At 66.0% G+C, this 16,540-nt stretch carries 23 protein-coding genes and 2 tRNA genes; 12 read left to right on the forward strand and 13 right to left on the reverse strand.

Annotation, left to right across the window (positions count from 1 at the left end):
• Window positions 1-42 precede the first annotated feature (42 nt).
• From C5B90_RS05220 to C5B90_RS05245, 6 genes are all read left to right on the forward strand, one after another.
• A complete protein-coding gene (locus tag C5B90_RS05220) occupies window positions 43-711 on the forward strand; it encodes a hypothetical protein (protein ID WP_115879639.1) in 669 nt (222 codons plus the stop codon).
• 61 nt (window positions 712-772) lie between these two features.
• Window positions 773-846, forward strand: a tRNA-Phe gene (locus C5B90_RS05225).
• Between the two features lie 289 nt (window positions 847-1,135).
• Complete coding sequence (locus C5B90_RS05230; RefSeq protein ID WP_004057907.1) at window positions 1,136-1,330, forward strand: cold-shock protein; 195 nt, start codon at window positions 1,136-1,138, stop codon at window positions 1,328-1,330.
• A gap of 159 nt (window positions 1,331-1,489) precedes the next feature.
• A complete protein-coding gene (locus tag C5B90_RS05235; protein WP_004057909.1) occupies window positions 1,490-1,684 on the forward strand; it encodes a cold-shock protein in 195 nt (64 codons plus the stop codon).
• Between the two features lie 181 nt (window positions 1,685-1,865).
• Complete coding sequence (locus C5B90_RS05240; RefSeq protein WP_115879641.1) at window positions 1,866-2,591, forward strand: DUF2270 domain-containing protein; 726 nt, start codon at window positions 1,866-1,868, stop codon at window positions 2,589-2,591.
• Window positions 2,592-2,640: 49 nt separating this feature from the next.
• Window positions 2,641-2,714 (forward strand) — tRNA-Phe (locus tag C5B90_RS05245).
• 323 nt (window positions 2,715-3,037) lie between these two features.
• Here C5B90_RS05245 and C5B90_RS05250 read toward each other — a convergent pair.
• The 9 genes from C5B90_RS05250 to C5B90_RS05285 all read right to left on the reverse strand — a co-directional run bounded on the left by C5B90_RS05250 (window position 3,038) and on the right by C5B90_RS05285 (window position 8,094).
• The gene (locus C5B90_RS05250) at window positions 3,038-3,847 is read right to left on the reverse strand and encodes a hypothetical protein (RefSeq protein ID WP_115879643.1); all 810 of its coding nucleotides are present in this window, start codon (window positions 3,845-3,847) and stop codon (window positions 3,038-3,040) included.
• A gap of 102 nt (window positions 3,848-3,949) precedes the next feature.
• A complete protein-coding gene (locus C5B90_RS05255; protein WP_115879645.1) occupies window positions 3,950-4,342 on the reverse strand; it encodes a helix-turn-helix domain-containing protein in 393 nt (130 codons plus the stop codon).
• 93 nt (window positions 4,343-4,435) lie between these two features.
• The gene (locus tag C5B90_RS05260; protein ID WP_115879647.1) at window positions 4,436-5,083 is read right to left on the reverse strand and encodes a helix-turn-helix domain-containing protein; all 648 of its coding nucleotides are present in this window, start codon (window positions 5,081-5,083) and stop codon (window positions 4,436-4,438) included.
• 87 nt (window positions 5,084-5,170) lie between these two features.
• Window positions 5,171-5,632, reverse strand: coding sequence for a pyridoxamine 5'-phosphate oxidase family protein (locus C5B90_RS05265; RefSeq protein WP_115879649.1), 462 nt, complete (start codon window positions 5,630-5,632; stop codon window positions 5,171-5,173).
• 120 nt (window positions 5,633-5,752) lie between these two features.
• Window positions 5,753-5,899, reverse strand: coding sequence for a hypothetical protein (locus tag C5B90_RS20760; protein ID WP_172795765.1), 147 nt, complete (start codon window positions 5,897-5,899; stop codon window positions 5,753-5,755).
• A gap of 112 nt (window positions 5,900-6,011) precedes the next feature.
• On the reverse strand, window positions 6,012-6,173 hold the full coding sequence (locus C5B90_RS05270; protein ID WP_115879651.1) for a zinc ribbon domain-containing protein: 162 nt from the start codon (window positions 6,171-6,173) through the stop codon (window positions 6,012-6,014).
• 70 nt (window positions 6,174-6,243) lie between these two features.
• Window positions 6,244-6,642 carry a helix-turn-helix domain-containing protein gene (locus C5B90_RS05275; RefSeq protein ID WP_115879652.1) on the reverse strand — a complete coding sequence of 133 codons (399 nt, stop codon included), beginning with the start codon at window positions 6,640-6,642 and terminating at the stop codon, window positions 6,244-6,246.
• Between the two features lie 56 nt (window positions 6,643-6,698).
• On the reverse strand, window positions 6,699-7,556 hold the full coding sequence (locus C5B90_RS05280) for a DUF5995 family protein (RefSeq protein ID WP_115879654.1): 858 nt from the start codon (window positions 7,554-7,556) through the stop codon (window positions 6,699-6,701).
• 82 nt (window positions 7,557-7,638) lie between these two features.
• Window positions 7,639-8,094, reverse strand: coding sequence for a pyridoxamine 5'-phosphate oxidase family protein (locus C5B90_RS05285; RefSeq protein WP_115879656.1), 456 nt, complete (start codon window positions 8,092-8,094; stop codon window positions 7,639-7,641).
• Between the two features lie 144 nt (window positions 8,095-8,238).
• Between C5B90_RS05285 and nucS the strand changes: the two genes are divergently transcribed.
• Window positions 8,239-9,051, forward strand: coding sequence for an endonuclease NucS (gene nucS, locus C5B90_RS05290; protein WP_115880592.1), 813 nt, complete (start codon window positions 8,239-8,241; stop codon window positions 9,049-9,051).
• Here nucS and C5B90_RS05295 read toward each other — a convergent pair whose 3' ends face one another.
• Window positions 9,052-9,702, reverse strand: a complete 651-nt coding sequence (locus tag C5B90_RS05295) for a type 1 glutamine amidotransferase (protein ID WP_115879658.1) — start codon at window positions 9,700-9,702, stop codon at window positions 9,052-9,054.
• Between the two features lie 206 nt (window positions 9,703-9,908).
• Here C5B90_RS05295 and C5B90_RS05300 point away from each other — a divergent pair, with 206 nt between their 5' ends.
• On the forward strand, window positions 9,909-10,439 hold the full coding sequence (locus C5B90_RS05300) for a 50S ribosomal protein L16 (protein WP_008091717.1): 531 nt from the start codon (window positions 9,909-9,911) through the stop codon (window positions 10,437-10,439).
• An 85-nt stretch (window positions 10,440-10,524) separates the two neighbouring features.
• Window positions 10,525-11,397, forward strand: coding sequence for a RimK family alpha-L-glutamate ligase (locus C5B90_RS05305; protein ID WP_115879660.1), 873 nt, complete (start codon window positions 10,525-10,527; stop codon window positions 11,395-11,397).
• Between the two features lie 24 nt (window positions 11,398-11,421).
• Here C5B90_RS05305 and C5B90_RS05310 read toward each other — a convergent pair whose 3' ends face one another.
• Entirely contained in the window at window positions 11,422-11,784 is a 363-nt protein-coding gene (locus C5B90_RS05310) for an Hsp20/alpha crystallin family protein (protein ID WP_004970480.1), read from the reverse strand.
• A 267-nt stretch (window positions 11,785-12,051) separates the two neighbouring features.
• Between C5B90_RS05310 and gap the strand changes: the two genes are divergently transcribed.
• Together gap and C5B90_RS05320 are read left to right on the forward strand one after the other, a co-directional pair.
• Window positions 12,052-13,104 (forward strand): type I glyceraldehyde-3-phosphate dehydrogenase, encoded by a 1,053-nt coding sequence (gene gap, locus C5B90_RS05315; RefSeq protein WP_115879662.1) that lies wholly within the window; start codon window positions 12,052-12,054, stop codon window positions 13,102-13,104.
• A 75-nt stretch (window positions 13,105-13,179) separates the two neighbouring features.
• Complete coding sequence (locus tag C5B90_RS05320; protein ID WP_115879664.1) at window positions 13,180-14,385, forward strand: phosphoglycerate kinase; 1,206 nt, start codon at window positions 13,180-13,182, stop codon at window positions 14,383-14,385.
• An 8-nt stretch (window positions 14,386-14,393) separates the two neighbouring features.
• Here C5B90_RS05320 and C5B90_RS05325 read toward each other — a convergent pair whose 3' ends face one another.
• Window positions 14,394-14,693 (reverse strand): hypothetical protein, encoded by a 300-nt coding sequence (locus tag C5B90_RS05325; protein ID WP_115879666.1) that lies wholly within the window; start codon window positions 14,691-14,693, stop codon window positions 14,394-14,396.
• Between the two features lie 106 nt (window positions 14,694-14,799).
• Between C5B90_RS05325 and C5B90_RS05330 the strand changes: the two genes are divergently transcribed.
• Window positions 14,800-15,288 (forward strand): metallophosphoesterase, encoded by a 489-nt coding sequence (locus tag C5B90_RS05330; RefSeq protein WP_115879668.1) that lies wholly within the window; start codon window positions 14,800-14,802, stop codon window positions 15,286-15,288.
• A gap of 75 nt (window positions 15,289-15,363) precedes the next feature.
• Here the strand turns inward: C5B90_RS05330 and C5B90_RS05335 are convergent, their stop codons facing one another.
• Complete coding sequence (locus tag C5B90_RS05335; RefSeq protein ID WP_115879670.1) at window positions 15,364-16,431, reverse strand: type II glyceraldehyde-3-phosphate dehydrogenase; 1,068 nt, start codon at window positions 16,429-16,431, stop codon at window positions 15,364-15,366.
• Window positions 16,432-16,540 lie beyond the last annotated feature (109 nt).

Consider the following 16,540-nt stretch of genomic DNA (forward strand, 5'->3'; position numbering starts at 1 on the left):
TTATCTCACCCCCTCGCGAAGGGCGAACGAACGGTGAAGGCAATGGGCATGAGACGACTCATCCGGGCGCTCGGTCTCGCGGGAATCGGCGTCGTCGGGACGTACCTCCTCGCGGTTCGACCGTGGCACAGGCGCTGGGGGACGACCGACGACGAGGCGACGGGCTGGCTTCCCGGCGACGACTTCGTCGGCGACGCGGACGTCACCTCGACGCGGGCGATTACGATTGCGGCCCCCGCGCGGGCGGTCTGGCCGTGGCTCGTCCAGTTGGGGCAGGACCGCGGCGGCTTCTACAGCTACGAGCGACTGGAAAACCTGTTCGGCCTGCAAATTCACAACGCAGACCGAATCCTCCCGCAACACCAACGACTCGACGTGGGCGACGAGATACGACTCGGCCCGCCGGGTTCGGGTGCGCCGTCGTTCCGCGTCGCGCTGGTCGAACCCGAGCGAAGCCTCGTGTTGAGCGCGCCGGGCTGGGAGACTGGAGAGAGTCCGGCGACGTGGACCTTCGCGCTGCACGAGGTTGCTCCCGGCGCGACGCGGCTGGTCATCAGATTCCGCGGGCGGTCGGAGACGCTCCGCGAGCGCGCGGTGAATCGGTTGGTCGTCGAGCCGGTCCAGTTCGCCATGGAACGGAAGATGCTCAAGGAGATTCGGTCCCGGGCGGAGCGGGCGCGGGCGAGCGCGACGGGCGGCCGGCACCGCTGACCCAGCGCCGACGGGCGATTCGAAAGTCTTTTTGATGCGGTCCGGCTTCGGAAGAGTGCGAGCCGCCTTAGCTCAGACTGGGAGAGCACTCGACTGAAGATCGAGCTGTCCCCGGTTCAAATCCGGGAGGCGGCATTTCTCTGTACCTGACCACCGAGCGAAGCGAGCGTGGCAGGTACTGTAACTGCGACCCGACCGGATTCTGAACCAGCGAGCAAATCTTCGATTTGCGAGTGAGGTTCAAATCCGGGAGGCAGGACCCAAGAGTCACCTTCGGTCGGCGGCATCCGAATTCTCAACGACGCAAGACGAACGGTGCGGAATCCGGGCGTCTCACACCCGGAGAGCCGTCTATACCGCACGACGGGAAGCCGAGGCGTGCTTCAGAAGACTTATCCGCATGAGGTCGCTGGATTCAAAGGCAATGGCGAAAGGTAAGGTCGACTTCTTCAACGACACTGGCGGTTACGGTTTCATCTCTACTGACGACGCGGACGACGACGTGTTCTTCCACATGGAAGATGTTGGCGGTCCGGACCTCGAAGAGGGTCAGGAAATCGAATTCGACATCGAGCAGGCCCCCAAGGGCCCGCGCGCGACGAACGTCACCCGCCTCTAAGCAGGCTTCCGTTCACCGCAGTACATTCACAAACTGACGAACTTTCCTCCGTTTTTCACGACCGCGAGCGGCAGCGCTCGGCGGTGACGATGGACCAGACCGAACGACACCTGCGCATGCGGAAAGGTTATCCGTCCGCAGGGTCGTTGTACAGTCGCAATGGCGAAAGGTAAGGTCGACTTCTTCAACGACACTGGCGGCTACGGTTTCATCTCTACTGACGACGCGGACGACGACGTGTTCTTCCACATGGAAGATGTTGGCGGTCCGGACCTCGAAGAGGGTCAGGAAGTGGAGTTCGACATCGAACAGGCCCCCAAGGGCCCGCGCGCGACGAACGTCACGCGCCTGTAATTCGGTTTCCGAATTCAGTAACAGACGAATCGATTTCTGAGCGTTTTTTTACGCACCCTGAGCCGTGAGGCTGCGCTGTAGGACCCACCACCACGAGTAGACGCAGTCCCGACCGGAGTCACGAACCTGTCGAACCCAGAAGGCTCTTATCCTCTCGTAGTAGTGCATCAAACGAACAACAATGTCCGACGACGGGGAGCTTGAACCTCCCGCAGGAATGGACGACACCCATATCGGCGCGGGAGTCTTCGACGAGACGATGGGCCCAGGTTCGTCGTTTGCCCACCTTTACCGTGGGGAAATACACCGGATGAAGTCGTGGCGGGAGCGACTCGACCGGACCAGCAACTGGGCGATTACGCTGATGGCCGGGATTCTGACGTGGTCGTTTTCCGCACAAACGCATCCACACTACATCATCCTTCTCGGGGTGGTGACGCTGAGCATCTTCCTCTGTATCGAGGCCCGGCGCTTCCGTGCGTACGACATCTGGCGCTCTCGGGTCCGGATGATTCAACAGAACGTCTGGGCGTACGCGCTCGACCCGGACGGCGGCGTCCTCGACGAGGACTGGCGGAAGAAACTCGGCGAGGACTACCGCACGCCGAACATGAAAATCCCCTTCGAGGAGGCGCTTGCCCACCGGCTCCGCCGGGTGTACCTGCCGCTGTTCATCGTGATGCTCGTCGCGTGGGTCATCCAGCTCACGGCCTATACGGACGGGACGACGCTCGTCGGGAGCGCCGGCGTCGGCGGCGTTCCCGGAAACATCGTCGTCGCCGTCGTCGCCGGGTTTTACGCGACCCTGCTCGGTATCTCGTTCCGCCCGCGCGAGTGGCACGTCAACGGCGAACTCATCCCGAGCGACGTGACGGGATGGGAGGAGTCGGACTACGGCGGCTCGTAGCGTCGCAATTCGAAATGGTTTTTTCGCTCCTGCGCGTCTGTCGAATCGCGCCGCCTTAGCTCAGACTGGGAGAGCACTCGACTGAAGATCGAGCTGTCCCCGGTTCAAATCCGGGAGGCGGCATATTCTGAGATTCTGAGCGACGCGAAGAATCGAAGAAACGACGCCGGACTGATTTGAACCCAAGAAGTCGAACGGGGTGAGTCTTCTTTCGGTTCAAATCCGGGAGGCGGCATTTTCCTGCGAACTACCGAGGGAGCGTAGCGACCGAGTCGTGAGCAGTGAAAATGCGACCCGACCGGATTCTGAACCAGCGAGCAAATCTTCGATTTGCGAGTGAGGTTCAAATCCGGGAGGCAACCGTTCTCAGGCTGGGTTCAAATCCGGGAGGCAACCGTTCTCAGGCTGGGTTCAAATCCGCGACAAAAACGAAACCGTCACCCCGCCTACGCCCGCGCCTCGTCGAGCCACGCGGGTTCGTCGACGGTCGTCGAGCCGACGCCCGTGAGCGAGTACTCCCACGACCCGGTCACCTCGGTCCCGTCGTCCATCCGCCCCGAGAACGCCCACGATTCGTGGCGCGAGAGGCCGTCTTCATCGACGAGAACGGCGTACTCGAAGCTCGTGACCTCCAGGTTCCCGGGCTCGCCCTGCGCCGCGGCCGACCCGGCCAGAATCAGGGCCTCGTTCGCGGCCGACAGTTCGTAGCGCTCGACGGACACCCCGTCGAACGTCTCGGTGCCGGCGAACGTCAGGTCGTCGTCAGCACCGTACGCGCGGGCCTGCGAGAGCGCGATGGCGGTGGCGAGAACCTCCGTCGAACCCTCGTACGAGGTGTAGGTGGCCTCGTCGTCCCCGCCGACGCGGACGTACGTCACGCCGTCGGAGACGTACTGCTCGACGCCGCCCGCGTCGGACTGGCCGTCGGCCATCGATGTCGTGCGACTGTACGACTGCTCGGCTTCGAGGTCGGCGTAGAACTCGCGGGTGACTTCGGTCTCGACGCCGTTCGCGTCGACGCCGGTGTACGACCAACTGACGGTGAAGCTCCCGGCGTCGCGGAGGAGGCGCTCGGGGTCGCTCAACTCGAAGTCGTCGCCGTCGGTCGGCTCGTCGGCCGCCGTGCTGTCACCGCCGTCGGTGGGGTCGTCGGTGTCGTCAGTCTGGGCGGCCGGCGCGACGTCAGCGCCGCCAGTACACCCGGCGAGGAGCACGAGGACCGCGACAATCAGGACTGGAATGCGGTTGGAATACACGACAACCGTACGACGAGTAGAATCTTAAGTAGGCACAGCAAATCGCGTCATATCGGCGCGAACGGCGTCGAAACTGACAAATGAAAACCGAGAGCGGAGCGTTCAGGCCGTCACCGACGCCGACTCCGCCACGTCGCGGTGCGAGACGCGGACCTCGACGCCCGACGGGGTGACGGAGACGGTCACGTCGTCGACGGTGCGTTCGTACTCTGCGGTGTGGCTGCCGGACCGGGAAACGCGCAGGCGCTTCGAGAGGAGACCGGCGTCCACGAGCGGGTCGAGCTTTCGGTACGTCGTCGAAAGCGGGAGGTCGCACGCCTCCGAGAGTTCGCTCGCCGAGCGAGCGACGCCGTCGGTCGCGTCGAGGATGCGTCGGCAGTCGTCGTCTTCGAGAAGCGAGAAGAGCGCGTCGACCGCGGCGTGGTCGTCGACGACGCGGGGTTCGGACGAGGCGGACGGAGAGCGGGTAGCGAAGGGGAACGAAGCCTGACTCATACTTCTGTAGAGTCGGCGAACCGGGACCAACGGACAACCACGATAGCGTGGGACGTTTATATACTCCCGAAGACGCGGAGGGCGACGGGGTCGCTATCCCTCTTCGAGCACGTCACCGAGCAGTTTCGTCAGGGCGGCGGCGAGGTGTTCCGAGAACGTCGATTGGTTGATGTCGAGTTCGGCCGCGACCTCGGTGGCGTTGGCCCCGCGCGGGCGCTCGAAGTAGCCCATGCCGTAGGCGGTCTGGAGGACTTCGAGTTGGCGGGTGGTGAGCTTCCCGCGGTCGACGAAGACGCTGTCGCCGGGGGCGTCGCCGGTGGGCGAGCGCACGAGGCGCTTGATGTCGAGGCCGGGGAAGCGGTCGCGCAGTTCGCCGATGACGGTCTGTAACTGCTCGTAGTCGGCGGCGTGGAAGACGAGCGTCAGACTGCCGCGCTGGGCGAAGTAGCGGTCGACCGGACAGCTGAACTCGCCGAGGCACTCGCACGGGCAGCCGGCGCTCCCGTCGTGGGTGTAGCGATAGAGGTGCTTCGAGCCGTAGGAGAAGATGGGTTCGAGCGTGGACGCCTCCGGCGGGTCGTCGGCCTCGACGACGAACTCAGAGACGCTGACGTCGCCGGGGGTGGAGACGACGCTGGTCGAGACGGAGTCGACGACGGAGTCCGTCGAGTGGGCGACCGAAGCGACGGGACAGACCGACGGCGAGTCGAACTCGACCGTGGCTCGGATACCGGCGGGCATCGTGTTACGCGTGGGCGCGTCGGTGTTCGCCGGGGGACGCAGCAACCGCCGCGACGGGGGCCGCCCCGGAGGCGACGACCGCGGACATTACTCGTCGGACTCCGCGGCGTCCAGTTCGACCGCCCGACCGCCCAGTGTCTCGGGGTCGAGTTCGAACAGTTGGATGTCGAGGTCGCGCTTCGTCTCGCCCCAGATTTCGAACAGCGGTCGCTTGGCCTTGCCGTACTGGACGATGCGTTCGACGGTCAACTCGTCGGGGTCGACGCGTTCGAGCGTCCCCTCGGCGATGATGCTCCGATAGCTCCCGTCGTTGGACTCGTGGACGACGAGCCGGGCCCGCGGCGACGACGTGAGGAACTGCCGTTTTTCGCTTTCGGGCGTGGAGACGAGTCGGAGATAGAACCGACCGCTCTCGCCGTCGTAGCCGTAGGAGATGGGAATCGCGTATGGTTCGTCCGCCTTCGCGAGCGAGAGGACGCCCGTCTCGTGACGGGACAGGACCTCGCGTATCTCGTCGGGCGAGAGTTCGGTCTGTTGGTCCAGAGACATCGGTTCGTACCACCAGACTCGCGGCCGACGTAATTACTGTTACTTCTCGGCGACGCCCGAGAGAGTCGAGTCGGGTGATATCGGCGGACTCGGTCGCGACTCGGTCGCGGGGGCGCGCGCTCAGGTCGTCGAGAAGTCGTCGGTCGTGAGCGCGGCGCTGCAGATGACACAGCCGTTTTCGAGGAGGGCGTCGCGCATGGAGTCGTTGACCAGCATGGACTCCGCACACTCCGGGCAGACGAATGTGTAGTCCGCGCTGTCGCTCATGTGGTTCGTAGTACGCGTGGCACACGTATATGTAGCCTACTGTTTTTCGAACGCCGGGGGCGCGGCTGGACGACCGCCTCGACCGGGCGCAGGCGCGACCAAAAAGTGCGATTCACGCGGAACATGGAGCGAACGCCTCGGCCGAGGCGGGGCTCCCGCAGATGGGACAGCCGCGTTCGAGGACCGCCGAGCGCATCCCACCGTTGACGGCGAAGCCCTCGCCGCAGTGTGGACACGTGAACTCGTAGTCGTCCGTCGTGGGCGTCGCGCTCATCAGTCCACCTCCGGCGAGGCGAGCGCCGTCTCGGTTCGCTCCGTCCGCCGCCCGACGACGCGAGTCGCGGTCATCGCGACCGACCCTCCTCGCCGTCTTCGCCGCCGTCGGTGGCGACCTGCCGGAACGCGAGCGACACGCCGGCGTCGTCGAACGAAAACGAGAGCGTGTCGAAGTTGGTCGCGAACTCCCGCGGGTGGTGCGTCGCGGTCTGGATGCGGAGTCGCTCGTCGAGGAGCGACGCCTCGGTGAGCAGGTCGAGCTTCCGGTAGACCGTCGACAGCGGCACGTCACAGAGTTCGGCGCACTCCTGTGCGGTCCGCGGGGTCGCGTCGCAGGCGGCGAGGATTCGCCGGCTGTCGCCGTCGCTGAGCGCCGAGAGGGCGCTCGATGGGTCAGAGAGGACGTGGCTGCGGCGCGAGTTTCGGGTCAACGACTGTTCGACGGGGGAGACAGATGACGTGTTCATACATCTATAGACAGCAGACAACGGGAGGTATCTCCGCCCGCGCTATCCGGGGTGGTTTAAGTACTCGACCCGTCACCGGCTTCGAGTTGCGCCAGTCTGCGACGCACCGCGGGGTTCGAACTCGGCGCGAGAATGAAGTGACCCGCACCCATCGTGAGGCTCCGCAGGTACCAGTAGACGACGCGCTCGACCGGGCGGAACCGCCCGTCGGTCAGCGCGACCGCGCCGCGCCACGCGTTCCGCCGCCCCTCGCGGAGCGTGAAAAACGACAACGCCTCGTCCAGCCGACCCAGCGACTCGTCGATGTCGGCGACGCCGTCGGCGTACCGCTCGGCGATGAGGTCCTGTTCCTCGTCGACGAGGCGGCGGAGGACCCGGTTGATGCGGCGGTGGTCGTCGTACTTCGCGGGGCGGTCGGGGTCGATGCCGACCTCGTGGAGCGCCAGCGCGAGGTCGTAGTTCACGTGGGCGTTGACGCCGAGCAGCACGTCCTGCACCACGAGCGACTCTCCGGCGAGCGCCGTCTCGAACGAGAGCTGCCACGGGTCGGGCACGTCGTCGTGGTCGCCGCGCTCGAAGGCGCGGAACGCCCGACGGTAGTGGTCCGCGAAGGTGACGAGGTAGTCGGCGACCCACTCGGGGTCGGTGAACTCGTCGCCGCCGAGGCCGCGGTCGACCTCGGCGGTCACGCGGACGTAGATGGTCAGAAAGGCGGCGCGGCGGTCGCCGCGCTCGTACAGGAGCGATTCGAGCGCCGACAGGCGGTCGTGGGCGTCGGCGACATCGCGGAACGGCGCGTCGACGAGGTCGAGAATCTCATCGCTCGCGTCGCGGACGACGCCGGCGAGCGACGGGTTCGGCGTCCGCACCGCGGCCGCGAGCTTTCTCCCCTCCTCGAACGTCGTCCGTCGCATGAGCTGAATTCTCAGACGGTCTCGGCTTCGATAACGATACCGGCGCGCACGCGCCCACGACCGAGAACCGTCCGTAGAGCGCTCACGCGCGCCGGCGCTGGAGACCGGACCGGGAGTCGATACGAAGCTCCCAGCCGAGAATGTCCTGCATCGGTTCCGTCTCCGAGAACAGGGTCGGATACCACGCGTTGTCTTCGAGTACGTCGCAGACGCGGTCCCAGTCGCCGTCGTCGACCCGACGGAGTTCGCCGTCGACGACGACGCTCTCCCACTCGTCCCGCGACGGGGCGTTCCAGACGGCGAAGCTCGCGCGAGCGGTCCGCTCGGCGAACTCGGTCTTCTTCGAGGACTCGCCGGGACGGAGGAAGACGAAGTAGAGCCGCTCCCGCTCGGCGTCGTAGCCGAACGAGAGGGGAATCCCGTAGGCGACGCCGTCGTCGGCGAGCGAGAGGACGCCGACGCCCTCCTCGCGGAGCAGGCGGTCTATCTCCTCCGACGGCATCTCGATTCGGTTGTGTTGGGCGAAGTCGGGGTCCATGGGAAATGTACGCACGGAGACGACATAAGCCTGTCAGCGAATCGGAGCGACCGGCGGCTGTCGACGCTCGACCCACGGCCGTCGGCTTCGACGCGCGACGCGGGGCTTATCCCCGGCGGCGACGAACCGCGTGACGACACCCGGATGACGGTGAACACACTCCACCGGCCGACGCACCGCGACGCCCTCGTCCACCTCGAAGCCGCCTTCGAGCGCGGCGACATGGTGACGATATTCGGACGGTGCACGGTCGATTACGACGGCCGCGCGACGAGCGAACTCGGCCCCGGCGACCGGCTCGTCGTCCTGAAGCCGGACGGCTCGATTCTGGTCCACACCGACGAGAAGCGGACGCCCGTCAACTGGCAGCCGCCGGGGTGTACCCACTCCGCGAGCGTGCGGGACGGCCGGCTTCGGGTCCGAAGCACGCGCACGAGTCCCGACGAGCGACTCGACGTGCACTTCGAGCGCGTCGAGCAGTGTTCGGCCTACGCCGTCAACGACCGGAGCGACCTCGAACTCGTCGGCAGCGAGGAGGACCTGCGACAGCACATCCTCTCGGACCCCGACATCCTCGAAGCGGGCTTTGAGCCGCTGGAAACCGAGCGACAGAGCGACGCGGGCGCTATCGACATCTTCGGCGAGGACGCCGACGGCGTCCCGGTCGTCGTGGAGTTGAAGCGCCGGCGCGTCGGCCCCTCGGCGGCGAGTCAACTCCGACGGTACGTCGACGCGCTCCACCGGGAGTTCGGCGACGACGAGCCGATTCGCGGCGTCCTCGTCGCCCCCTCGGTGACAGAGCGAGCGGCAGACATGCTCGACCGCGAGGGGCTGGAGTTCGTCGCGCTCGACCCCGAGACGGGCGAACCGCCGGTCGAGGAAGACGAGAGTGAGAACGGGGACGGAGAAGCCGAAGCGGGTGAGGAAGCAAACGACGGCGACGGCGACGACGCCTAATCAGTCCAGGCCGGCGGCGGCGACGAAGTTCTCGACGGTTTGAGCGGCCGTCACGTCGTCGAAGTCGCGGTCGGCGTCGTCGTCGGGCCAGCCGAAGTCGTCGGCGATGCGGTCGAGGAGGGCGGCCGTGAACTCGGGGTGGTACTGGACCGTCCAGACGGGCGCGTCCTCGTGGCGCGTCGCGAGGTGGTCGTAGTAGTCCGCGGAGGCGACGGTCTCCATGCGGTCGCCGGGGGCGACGACGTAGTCGCCGTGGACCATCGGAATGCGCTCGGAAACGCCATCGAACAGTAAGTCGTCGCCGAGGTCGACGTCGGCGATACCGCGGCGCTGGTCGCCGGCTTCGACGGTACCGCCGAGGGCGTCGTTGACGAGTTGGTGGCCGAAACAGACGCCGAACGTGGGTAGTTCGCGAGCGACGAGGTCGCGGGCGAGCAGACGCGCGTCGTCGAGCCACGGCCGCTCGTCGGCCTCGTAGACGCCCGCGGTGCTCCCGGTGAGCACGACGGCATCGACGTTCGAGAGCGTCGGGAGGCCGTCGTCGGGGAGCGAGTGAACGGTCCCCTCGCGGCCGTCGAGGGCGAGGTCGGCGAGCGCGTCGGTGAAGTACGCGGGGCCGTCCGCAGGCATGCAGTCGCAGACGAGCAACATGGTCCGAATCGTGGCGACGGCGGCGCATAAGCGTGTCTCCCGGCCGAGGCGTCGACTCGCCCGCCACCGGGGACCGGCACGACTCGGATACGGTTCGGTGGCCCATCGTGGCGAACCGACGTGCGAGCCCCTGACACGACCGCGGCGGGCGAATGAAGCTTCGAAGCGTTTTTAGCCCGCCTGACCCTTCGGTTTCACAAGTAACCATGTCAGACAAACCCGCCTCTATGTACCGGGAGATTACGAACCCGGCGTACACCCGACGCGAGTACATCACGGGTATCCCCGGTTCGAAGATCGCACAGCACAACATGGGCGACCTGCAGGCCGACCCCGAGGACTACCCCGTCCAGATCAGCCTGAAGGTCGAAGAGGAAGTGCAGATTCGCCACGGTTCGCTCGAGTCCGCGCGTCTGTCTGCCAACCGCCTCATGCTCAAGCACGCGGGCGAAAAGCAGTACAAGATGATTCTGCGCAAGTTCCCGCACCACGTCATCCGCGAGAACAAGCAGGCGACCGGTGCGGGTGCAGACCGTGTCTCCGACGGGATGCGCCAGTCGTTCGGGAAGGTCGTCGGGACCGCCGCTCGCATCCCCAAGGGCGAGACCGTGTTCACCATCTACTGCGACGTCGAGGACGCCGCGACCGCGAAGGACGCCTTCCGCCGCGCGTACAACAAGATGTCGCCGCCGTGCCGCATCGTCGTCGAGCGCGGCGAAGAGCTGCTCGTCGCGTAAGTTCGCGACCTCGCGCCGGCGCGTGCTCGGAACGCGCCTCGCCTCGAACCCACCATTTTTCCCCCGGGACCCCGCCTCGTAGCGTATGCTTCGGTTGGCGGTCACCACCTCCAGCGAGACGTTCGAGCGAATGCGCGGCCCGCTCGGCGACCGCGGCATCGACGTGGGGCACCTCCGCGCCAAGGAGTTCGCGCTCGACCTCTCGACGCCGCCGGCCGAGTCGTTCGATGTCGGCTTCGTCTACCCCTCGCGTCCGATGGAGGGCGGCGTCGTCACCGCCAGACACGACCTCCCGTGGGTGAACACGCGCGAGGACGTGCTCACCTCGCGGAACAAGGCGGGCGTCATCGCGGCGCTCGAACGCGCCGGCCTGCCGGTCCCGCGGACCGTCTGCGTTTCGAACCCGGCCGACGAGTCCGACCTCCTCGACGCCGTCGAATCGGCGGGGCTCGACTATCCGGTCGTCGTCAAGCCGAACTCCACGACGCGGGGCGTCGGCATCGCCAAGGCTCACGACCCGGACTCGCTTTCGGGGCACGCGGACGTACTGGGCCTCGTCCACGACTTCCGGGCGACCGGCGACAAGTCGTTCCTGATTCAGGAGTGGCTGCCGGACGCCCGCGACTACCGGGCGATGGTGCTCGACGGCGAGGTTGTCGGCGCGGTGGAGCGCCGACTGACGGACGACGCGCGCGACGGCGGGCGCTGGAAGCACAACGTCCACCGCGGCGCGGAGGCGGTCGGTGTGGACCTCCCGAAGCGACACCACGACCTCGCCGAGTCGGTCGCCGACGAGTTGGGCATTCGCTATCTCGGGGTGGACCTGCTCGAATCCGACGGGCGGGTCGTCGTCTCGGAGACGAACGCCCGGCCGACCATCGACGACGACGCGAAGTACGACGACGGCTTTTTCGACCGACTGGCGGCGCTCGTCGAGCGGGTCGCAAAGAAGTCCTGAGCAGGCCGCGGCGAAGTCGAGTCGTTACTCAACGTCGATTGCGGCGGAGTCCTCAGCGCGGTCGAACGTGACCTGCAGGACGCCGTTGTTGAAGGTGGCCGATGCGGAGTGCTCGTCGACGCGGGCCGGGAGGCGGATGCGTTCGTCGTACTCGCGGCGGTCACCGGCGGCGCTGATAGTCAGCGTCTCACCGTCGCACTTGAGGTCGATGGCGTCTTTGTCGACGCCCGGGAGGTCCGCGACGAGTCGGAGTGTAGAACCCTCATCGTACACGTCGATGTGGGTCTCGGAGGCGAATCCGGCGTCGCCTCCGGTCATGTCGTTCATCATCCGTTCGATTTCGTCGAAGATGTTGTCGAACGGGTCGTCGCGGTCGTCTCTGACCATGGGGGCCGCTATGAAATCGGAGGATAAAACGTTTCTGCCTGTGACAGTCACCTGGCAGCGAATCGCCAGTATTCGGCCGCGAGCGACCGTCTACGGACGGACGGCGCGTCTCCGTGTGGGCGTGTCAATTCCCGTTCGTGTGTGACCGATAGTGATTGTTTCTGTAGTAATGTTGATTGCGAATGAAAGGTAACGTTCGATTCAGTCGGATTTACCGAAACAGATATACTGCTGCAACTGGGATATTGATATGGATACTACTCGAACATGAGTGAAAAATCCTACCTCAGCGCGGGCGAGAACGTGGATGAATCGGACGTGGTGCGGGTGGCACTCAACGGCTTCGGCCGCATCGGCCGGAACATCTTCCGTGCCGTCCTCGACAACCCGAAGGTCGAACTGGTCGCCATCAACGACGTCATGGACTTCGACGACATGGCGTACCTCGCGAAGTACGACTCCGTCATGGGCCGACTCGACGGCGTCGAGCGCGACGGCGACTCGCTGTCCATCGGCGGCACCTCGGTGGGCCTCTACAACGTCCAGTCCCCCGCGGAGCTTCCGTGGGGCGAACTCGACGTGGACGTGGCGCTCGAATGTACGGGCATCTTCCGCACGAAGGAAGACGCCTCCGCACACCTCGAAGCGGGCGCGGAGAAGGTCGTCATCTCCGCGCCGCCGAAGGGCGACGAGCCGGTCAAGCAGATCGTCTACGGCGTCAACCACGACGAGTACGACGGCGAGGACATCGTCTCGAACGCCTCCTGTACGACCAACTCCGTCACGCCGGTCGCGAAGGTGCTCGACGAGGAGTTCGGCATCGAGAACGGTCTCCTGACGACCGTCCACGCCTACACGGGCAGCCAGAACCTCATCGACAGCCCCCACGCGAAGCAGCGCCGCGGGCGCGCCGCCGCCGAGAACATCGTCCCGACGACGACCGGCGCGGCGCAGGCGGCCACCGAGATTCTGCCCCAGCTCGACGGCAAGCTCGACGGCATGGCGATTCGCGTCCCCGTGCCGAACGGCTCGCTTACCGAGCTCGTCGTCCGCCTCGAGGACAAGCCCTCCGTCGAGGAGATCAACGACGCCTTCCGCGCCGCGGCCGACTCCGGCCCGCTCGCGGGCGTCCTCGGCTACACCGACGACGAGGTCACCTCGCGTGACATCCTCGGCCTGCCGTTCTCCAGCACCGTCGACCTCAACACGACGAACCAGGTCAACGACGGCGGCCTCTACAAGATTCTGACGTGGTACGACAACGAGTTCGGCTTCTCCAACCGGATGCTCGACGTCGCCCACTTCGTCACTCACCAGTAGACGCCCCCACGAATCGCCCGCGGTTGCAGCGCGAGCTACCCACCACTAAGTAATCCCTCCACGTTCTTCCACCCGATGTTCAAGACCCTCGACGACCTCGACCCGGAGCAACGCGTACTCGTCCGACTCGACCTCAACTCGCCGGTCGAAGACGGCGACGTCCAAGACAACCGACGGTTCGACCGCCACGCGGAGACCGTCCGCGAACTCGCCGAGGCCGGCCATCGCGTCGTCCTCATGGCCCATCAGGGCCGTCCCGGCGGCGACGACTTCGTCTCGCTCGAACAGCACGCGGACATCCTCGCGAGCCACATCGACCGCGACGTAGGGTTCGTCGCTGACACCTACGGCGACGAGGCCATCGCCGCCATCGACGCGCTCGAAGCGGGCGAGGTGCTCCTCCTCGAAAACACGCGGATGTGCGACGAGGAACTCCCCGAGGAGGACCCCGAGGTCAAAGCCGACACCGAGTTCGTCCAGTCGCTCGCCGAGCACGTCGACGCCTACGTCAACGACGCCTACTCGGCGGCCCACCGCTCGCACGCCTCCTTGGTCGGCTTCCCGCTCGTGCTCCCCGCCTACGCGGGCCGCGTGATGCAGACCGAGTACGAGGCCAACTCCTCCATCGCCACCCGCGAGTTCGACGGGCAGGTGACGATGGTCGTCGGCGGGACGAAAGCCACCGACGTCATCGACGTTATGAACAACCTCGGCGACAAGGTCGACCAGTTCCTCCTCGGCGGCATCGCCGGCGAACTGTTCCTCCGCGCCGCCGGCAACGACGTGGGCTTCGACCTCGAGGGCATGGACTTCTTCGACGACCAGTGGGAGGAAAACCGCGAGACCATCGAGTCGCTGCTCGACGAGCGCGGCGACCAGATTAAGCTCGCCGTCGACCTCGCCTACGAGAACCAGACCGACGACCGCGGCGAAATCGCGGTCGCCAACATCACGGAGAAGGACCGCGCGTACCTCGACGTGGGTTCGATGACGGTCGACGAGTACGACCCCATCATCCGCGACTCCGAGGCCGTCTTCGTGAAGGGCGCGCTCGGCCTGTTCGAAGACGAGCGCTTCGCGGTCGGCACGACCGGCATCCTCCGCGCCATCGCCGAGACCGACTGCTTCTCCGTCGTCGGCGGCGGCGACACCTCCCGCGCCATCGAGATGTACGGCATGGACGAAGGCGACTTCGGCCACGTCTCCATCGCCGGCGGCGCGTACATCCGCGCGCTGACCGGCGCGCCGCTCGCCGGCGTCGAGGCGCTGAAGCAGAACTGAAGCCGCGCTCAGGAATCCGCGTTCTTTTCTGCGACGATACCGGCGGCACCCTCGACGAGGAAGACCACGCCGGCTGCGAAGACGACGAGCGTCAAGACCGCGGTGAGAGCCCCGCCTGCCGGGAACGAACCAGCGGCGCGGACCGCGAGTGTGTGGGATGCGCTGTACGACGCACCCCCGACGAGCACCGCGCCGCCGAAGACAGTTTGTCGGTCACTAGTTTCGAGGACGAGAACAGCCGATTCAGCCGCATCTGTCGGCTCGTCGTCGCGGGTGTCGTCACCGTCGCGGTTTGGGTCGCCGCTCATACCCCGGCCTCCGAGTCGATGGCGAAGTGAGACATACCGGCGACACCGAGCCCTTGAATAAAAGTGTCACCCAACGTTGATAGCCGACGCCGCCGAACCGACGCGCATGAAACTCGGCGTCGTCTCCGACACGCACGACAACCTCGACTACGTCGAAGCCGCGGTCTCGCACTTCGAATCGGAGGGCGTTGACGCGGTCGTCCACTGCGGCGACATCGTCGCGCCCTTCTCGGCCGCGCCGTTCGACGCGGACTTCGACTTCCACGCCGTCCGCGGCAACAACGACGGCGAGTGGGCGCTCCGCGAGGCGGTGGACTCGTTCGGCACCTATCACGACGACTTCGCACATCTGACGCTCGACGGCCAAGAGATAGCGGTCTACCACGGCACTGAGGCCGGACTGGTCGATGCCCTCGTCGACTCGGGGACGTACGACTTCGTCCTGCGCGGCCACACCCACGAACGGGTGGTCGAACACCGCGGAAAGACGACGCACATCAACCCCGGCGGCCTGCCGATTCCCGGCGCTGACGACGAGTTCCACGTCGCAACCGTCGACCTCGACACGGGGAACGTGGCGTCGCGGTCGCTCTGAGAGCGGAATCGAGTGGGGTGAAAAGCCGCGGCCGCACCGAACCGAACTGCACCGAACTGAGCAAACGATTCGCGACTAGTCGTCGGCGAACTCCGCGCGCGCCTGCTCAGCGAATCCGGACGGGCTACCGGAGATACCGATACCGAGCGTCTGGTCCGTGAGTTCCATGCTCGTCTGCTGGTCTTCGACGTCAAACATCGCGCGGATGGCGTCGACGTTCTCGGGAATCACGTCGGACTGCTGGTGGATGGCCTGGAACAGGTAGAGGTCCCGGCCGTTGACGCCGATGGACTCGCCCCACACGCAGTTCTCCCACATGTCGCCGCGCGGGCGGCCCGCGTCGAGCGCGAAGTCCATGAGCTTACCCGCGCCGTCGATGCCCATCCCCTCCGGGATGACGTAGACGCGGTTCTCGCCTTCGAGCAGTTGCCGGACGTGCGCGCCGGTCACGTCGTCTTCGAGCGTGACGTTGAGCGCGTGGACGTGCATCAGCGTCGCCGGGACCTTCAGCCCGAGCGTGTCGATTTCGAGGTCGGGGAAGATGGTCTTCACGTCGGGGCCGTGGTGAGAAGGAATCTTGATCGGGTTCGGCAGGATGTCGTTTATCGGCCCGCGAGAGTTCTGACCGGGGTCGCCGCCGCGGCGGACGAGCGTCGCCCGGACCTTCTCGACGCCGTACTCGGCTTCGAGCGGCGCGATGATGCGCGAGAGGCCGGTCGTGTTACAGGAGACGACGCGGACGTAGTCGGCGTCGCGGGCGGCGTCGAAGTTGGCCCGCGCGTTGAAGCTCACATCCGCCACGTCGGCGTCCTCGCCGCCTTGGAAGATAGCGGGCGTGTGGTGCGTCTCGTACAGTTCGCGGTTCTCCGCGCCGATACCCGACGGCGTGCAGTCGACGATGACGTCCGCCTTGGCAACCAGTTCGTCCACCTCGCCGGCGAGGTCGACACCGGCCTCGGAGAACAGCGGCGAGCGTTCGGGAATCGCGGCGTACATCGGGTAGCCGCGTTCGCCCGCGGTGTGCGCTTCGAAGTTGGGCTGGGTCTTGGCCACGCCGATGAGTTCCATGTCGGGCTGCGCGTTGACCGCGTCGGCGACGCGCTTTCCGATTGTGCCGTAGCCGTTGACACCCACTCGTATCATGGGTGACAAACGACCGGGCCCGACTATAGTTATTTCGATGGTTAATACTTAGAAATTAACTCTCGGGCGAGTGAGTCCCTCGATTACCTCCGAGGCGAGTGAAACCGCC

This window comes from Haloferax sp. Atlit-12N, assembly GCF_003383095.1.
GTDB lineage: Archaea > Halobacteriota > Halobacteria > Halobacteriales > Haloferacaceae > Haloferax.

Bases quoted from the DNA above. Each gene is read 5' to 3' on its own strand.
- C5B90_RS05220 (WP_115879639.1), top strand. From the start codon at position 43: ATGGGCATGAGACGACTCATCCGGGCGCTCGGTCTCGCGGGAATCGGC.
- C5B90_RS05230 (WP_004057907.1), top strand. From the start codon at position 1,136: ATGGCGAAAGGTAAGGTCGACTTCTTCAACGACACTGGCGGTTACGGT.
- C5B90_RS05235 (WP_004057909.1), top strand. From the start codon at position 1,490: ATGGCGAAAGGTAAGGTCGACTTCTTCAACGACACTGGCGGCTACGGT.
- C5B90_RS05240 (WP_115879641.1), top strand. From the start codon at position 1,866: ATGTCCGACGACGGGGAGCTTGAACCTCCCGCAGGAATGGACGACACC.
- C5B90_RS05255 (WP_115879645.1), bottom strand. From the start codon at position 4,342: ATGAGTCAGGCTTCGTTCCCCTTCGCTACCCGCTCTCCGTCCGCCTCG.
- C5B90_RS05260 (WP_115879647.1), bottom strand. From the start codon at position 5,083: ATGCCCGCCGGTATCCGAGCCACGGTCGAGTTCGACTCGCCGTCGGTC.
- C5B90_RS05265 (WP_115879649.1), bottom strand. From the start codon at position 5,632: ATGTCTCTGGACCAACAGACCGAACTCTCGCCCGACGAGATACGCGAG.
- C5B90_RS20760 (WP_172795765.1), bottom strand. From the start codon at position 5,899: ATGAGCGACAGCGCGGACTACACATTCGTCTGCCCGGAGTGTGCGGAG.
- C5B90_RS05270 (WP_115879651.1), bottom strand. From the start codon at position 6,173: ATGAGCGCGACGCCCACGACGGACGACTACGAGTTCACGTGTCCACAC.
- C5B90_RS05275 (WP_115879652.1), bottom strand. From the start codon at position 6,642: ATGAACACGTCATCTGTCTCCCCCGTCGAACAGTCGTTGACCCGAAAC.
- C5B90_RS05280 (WP_115879654.1), bottom strand. From the start codon at position 7,556: ATGCGACGGACGACGTTCGAGGAGGGGAGAAAGCTCGCGGCCGCGGTG.
- C5B90_RS05285 (WP_115879656.1), bottom strand. From the start codon at position 8,094: ATGGACCCCGACTTCGCCCAACACAACCGAATCGAGATGCCGTCGGAG.
- nucS (WP_115880592.1), top strand. From the start codon at position 8,239: ATGACGGTGAACACACTCCACCGGCCGACGCACCGCGACGCCCTCGTC.
- C5B90_RS05295 (WP_115879658.1), bottom strand. From the start codon at position 9,702: ATGTTGCTCGTCTGCGACTGCATGCCTGCGGACGGCCCCGCGTACTTC.
- C5B90_RS05300 (WP_008091717.1), top strand. From the start codon at position 9,909: ATGTCAGACAAACCCGCCTCTATGTACCGGGAGATTACGAACCCGGCG.
- C5B90_RS05305 (WP_115879660.1), top strand. From the start codon at position 10,525: ATGCTTCGGTTGGCGGTCACCACCTCCAGCGAGACGTTCGAGCGAATG.
- C5B90_RS05310 (WP_004970480.1), bottom strand. From the start codon at position 11,784: ATGGTCAGAGACGACCGCGACGACCCGTTCGACAACATCTTCGACGAA.
- gap (WP_115879662.1), top strand. From the start codon at position 12,052: ATGAGTGAAAAATCCTACCTCAGCGCGGGCGAGAACGTGGATGAATCG.
- C5B90_RS05320 (WP_115879664.1), top strand. From the start codon at position 13,180: ATGTTCAAGACCCTCGACGACCTCGACCCGGAGCAACGCGTACTCGTC.
- C5B90_RS05325 (WP_115879666.1), bottom strand. From the start codon at position 14,693: ATGAGCGGCGACCCAAACCGCGACGGTGACGACACCCGCGACGACGAG.
- C5B90_RS05330 (WP_115879668.1), top strand. From the start codon at position 14,800: ATGAAACTCGGCGTCGTCTCCGACACGCACGACAACCTCGACTACGTC.
- C5B90_RS05335 (WP_115879670.1), bottom strand. From the start codon at position 16,431: ATGATACGAGTGGGTGTCAACGGCTACGGCACAATCGGAAAGCGCGTC.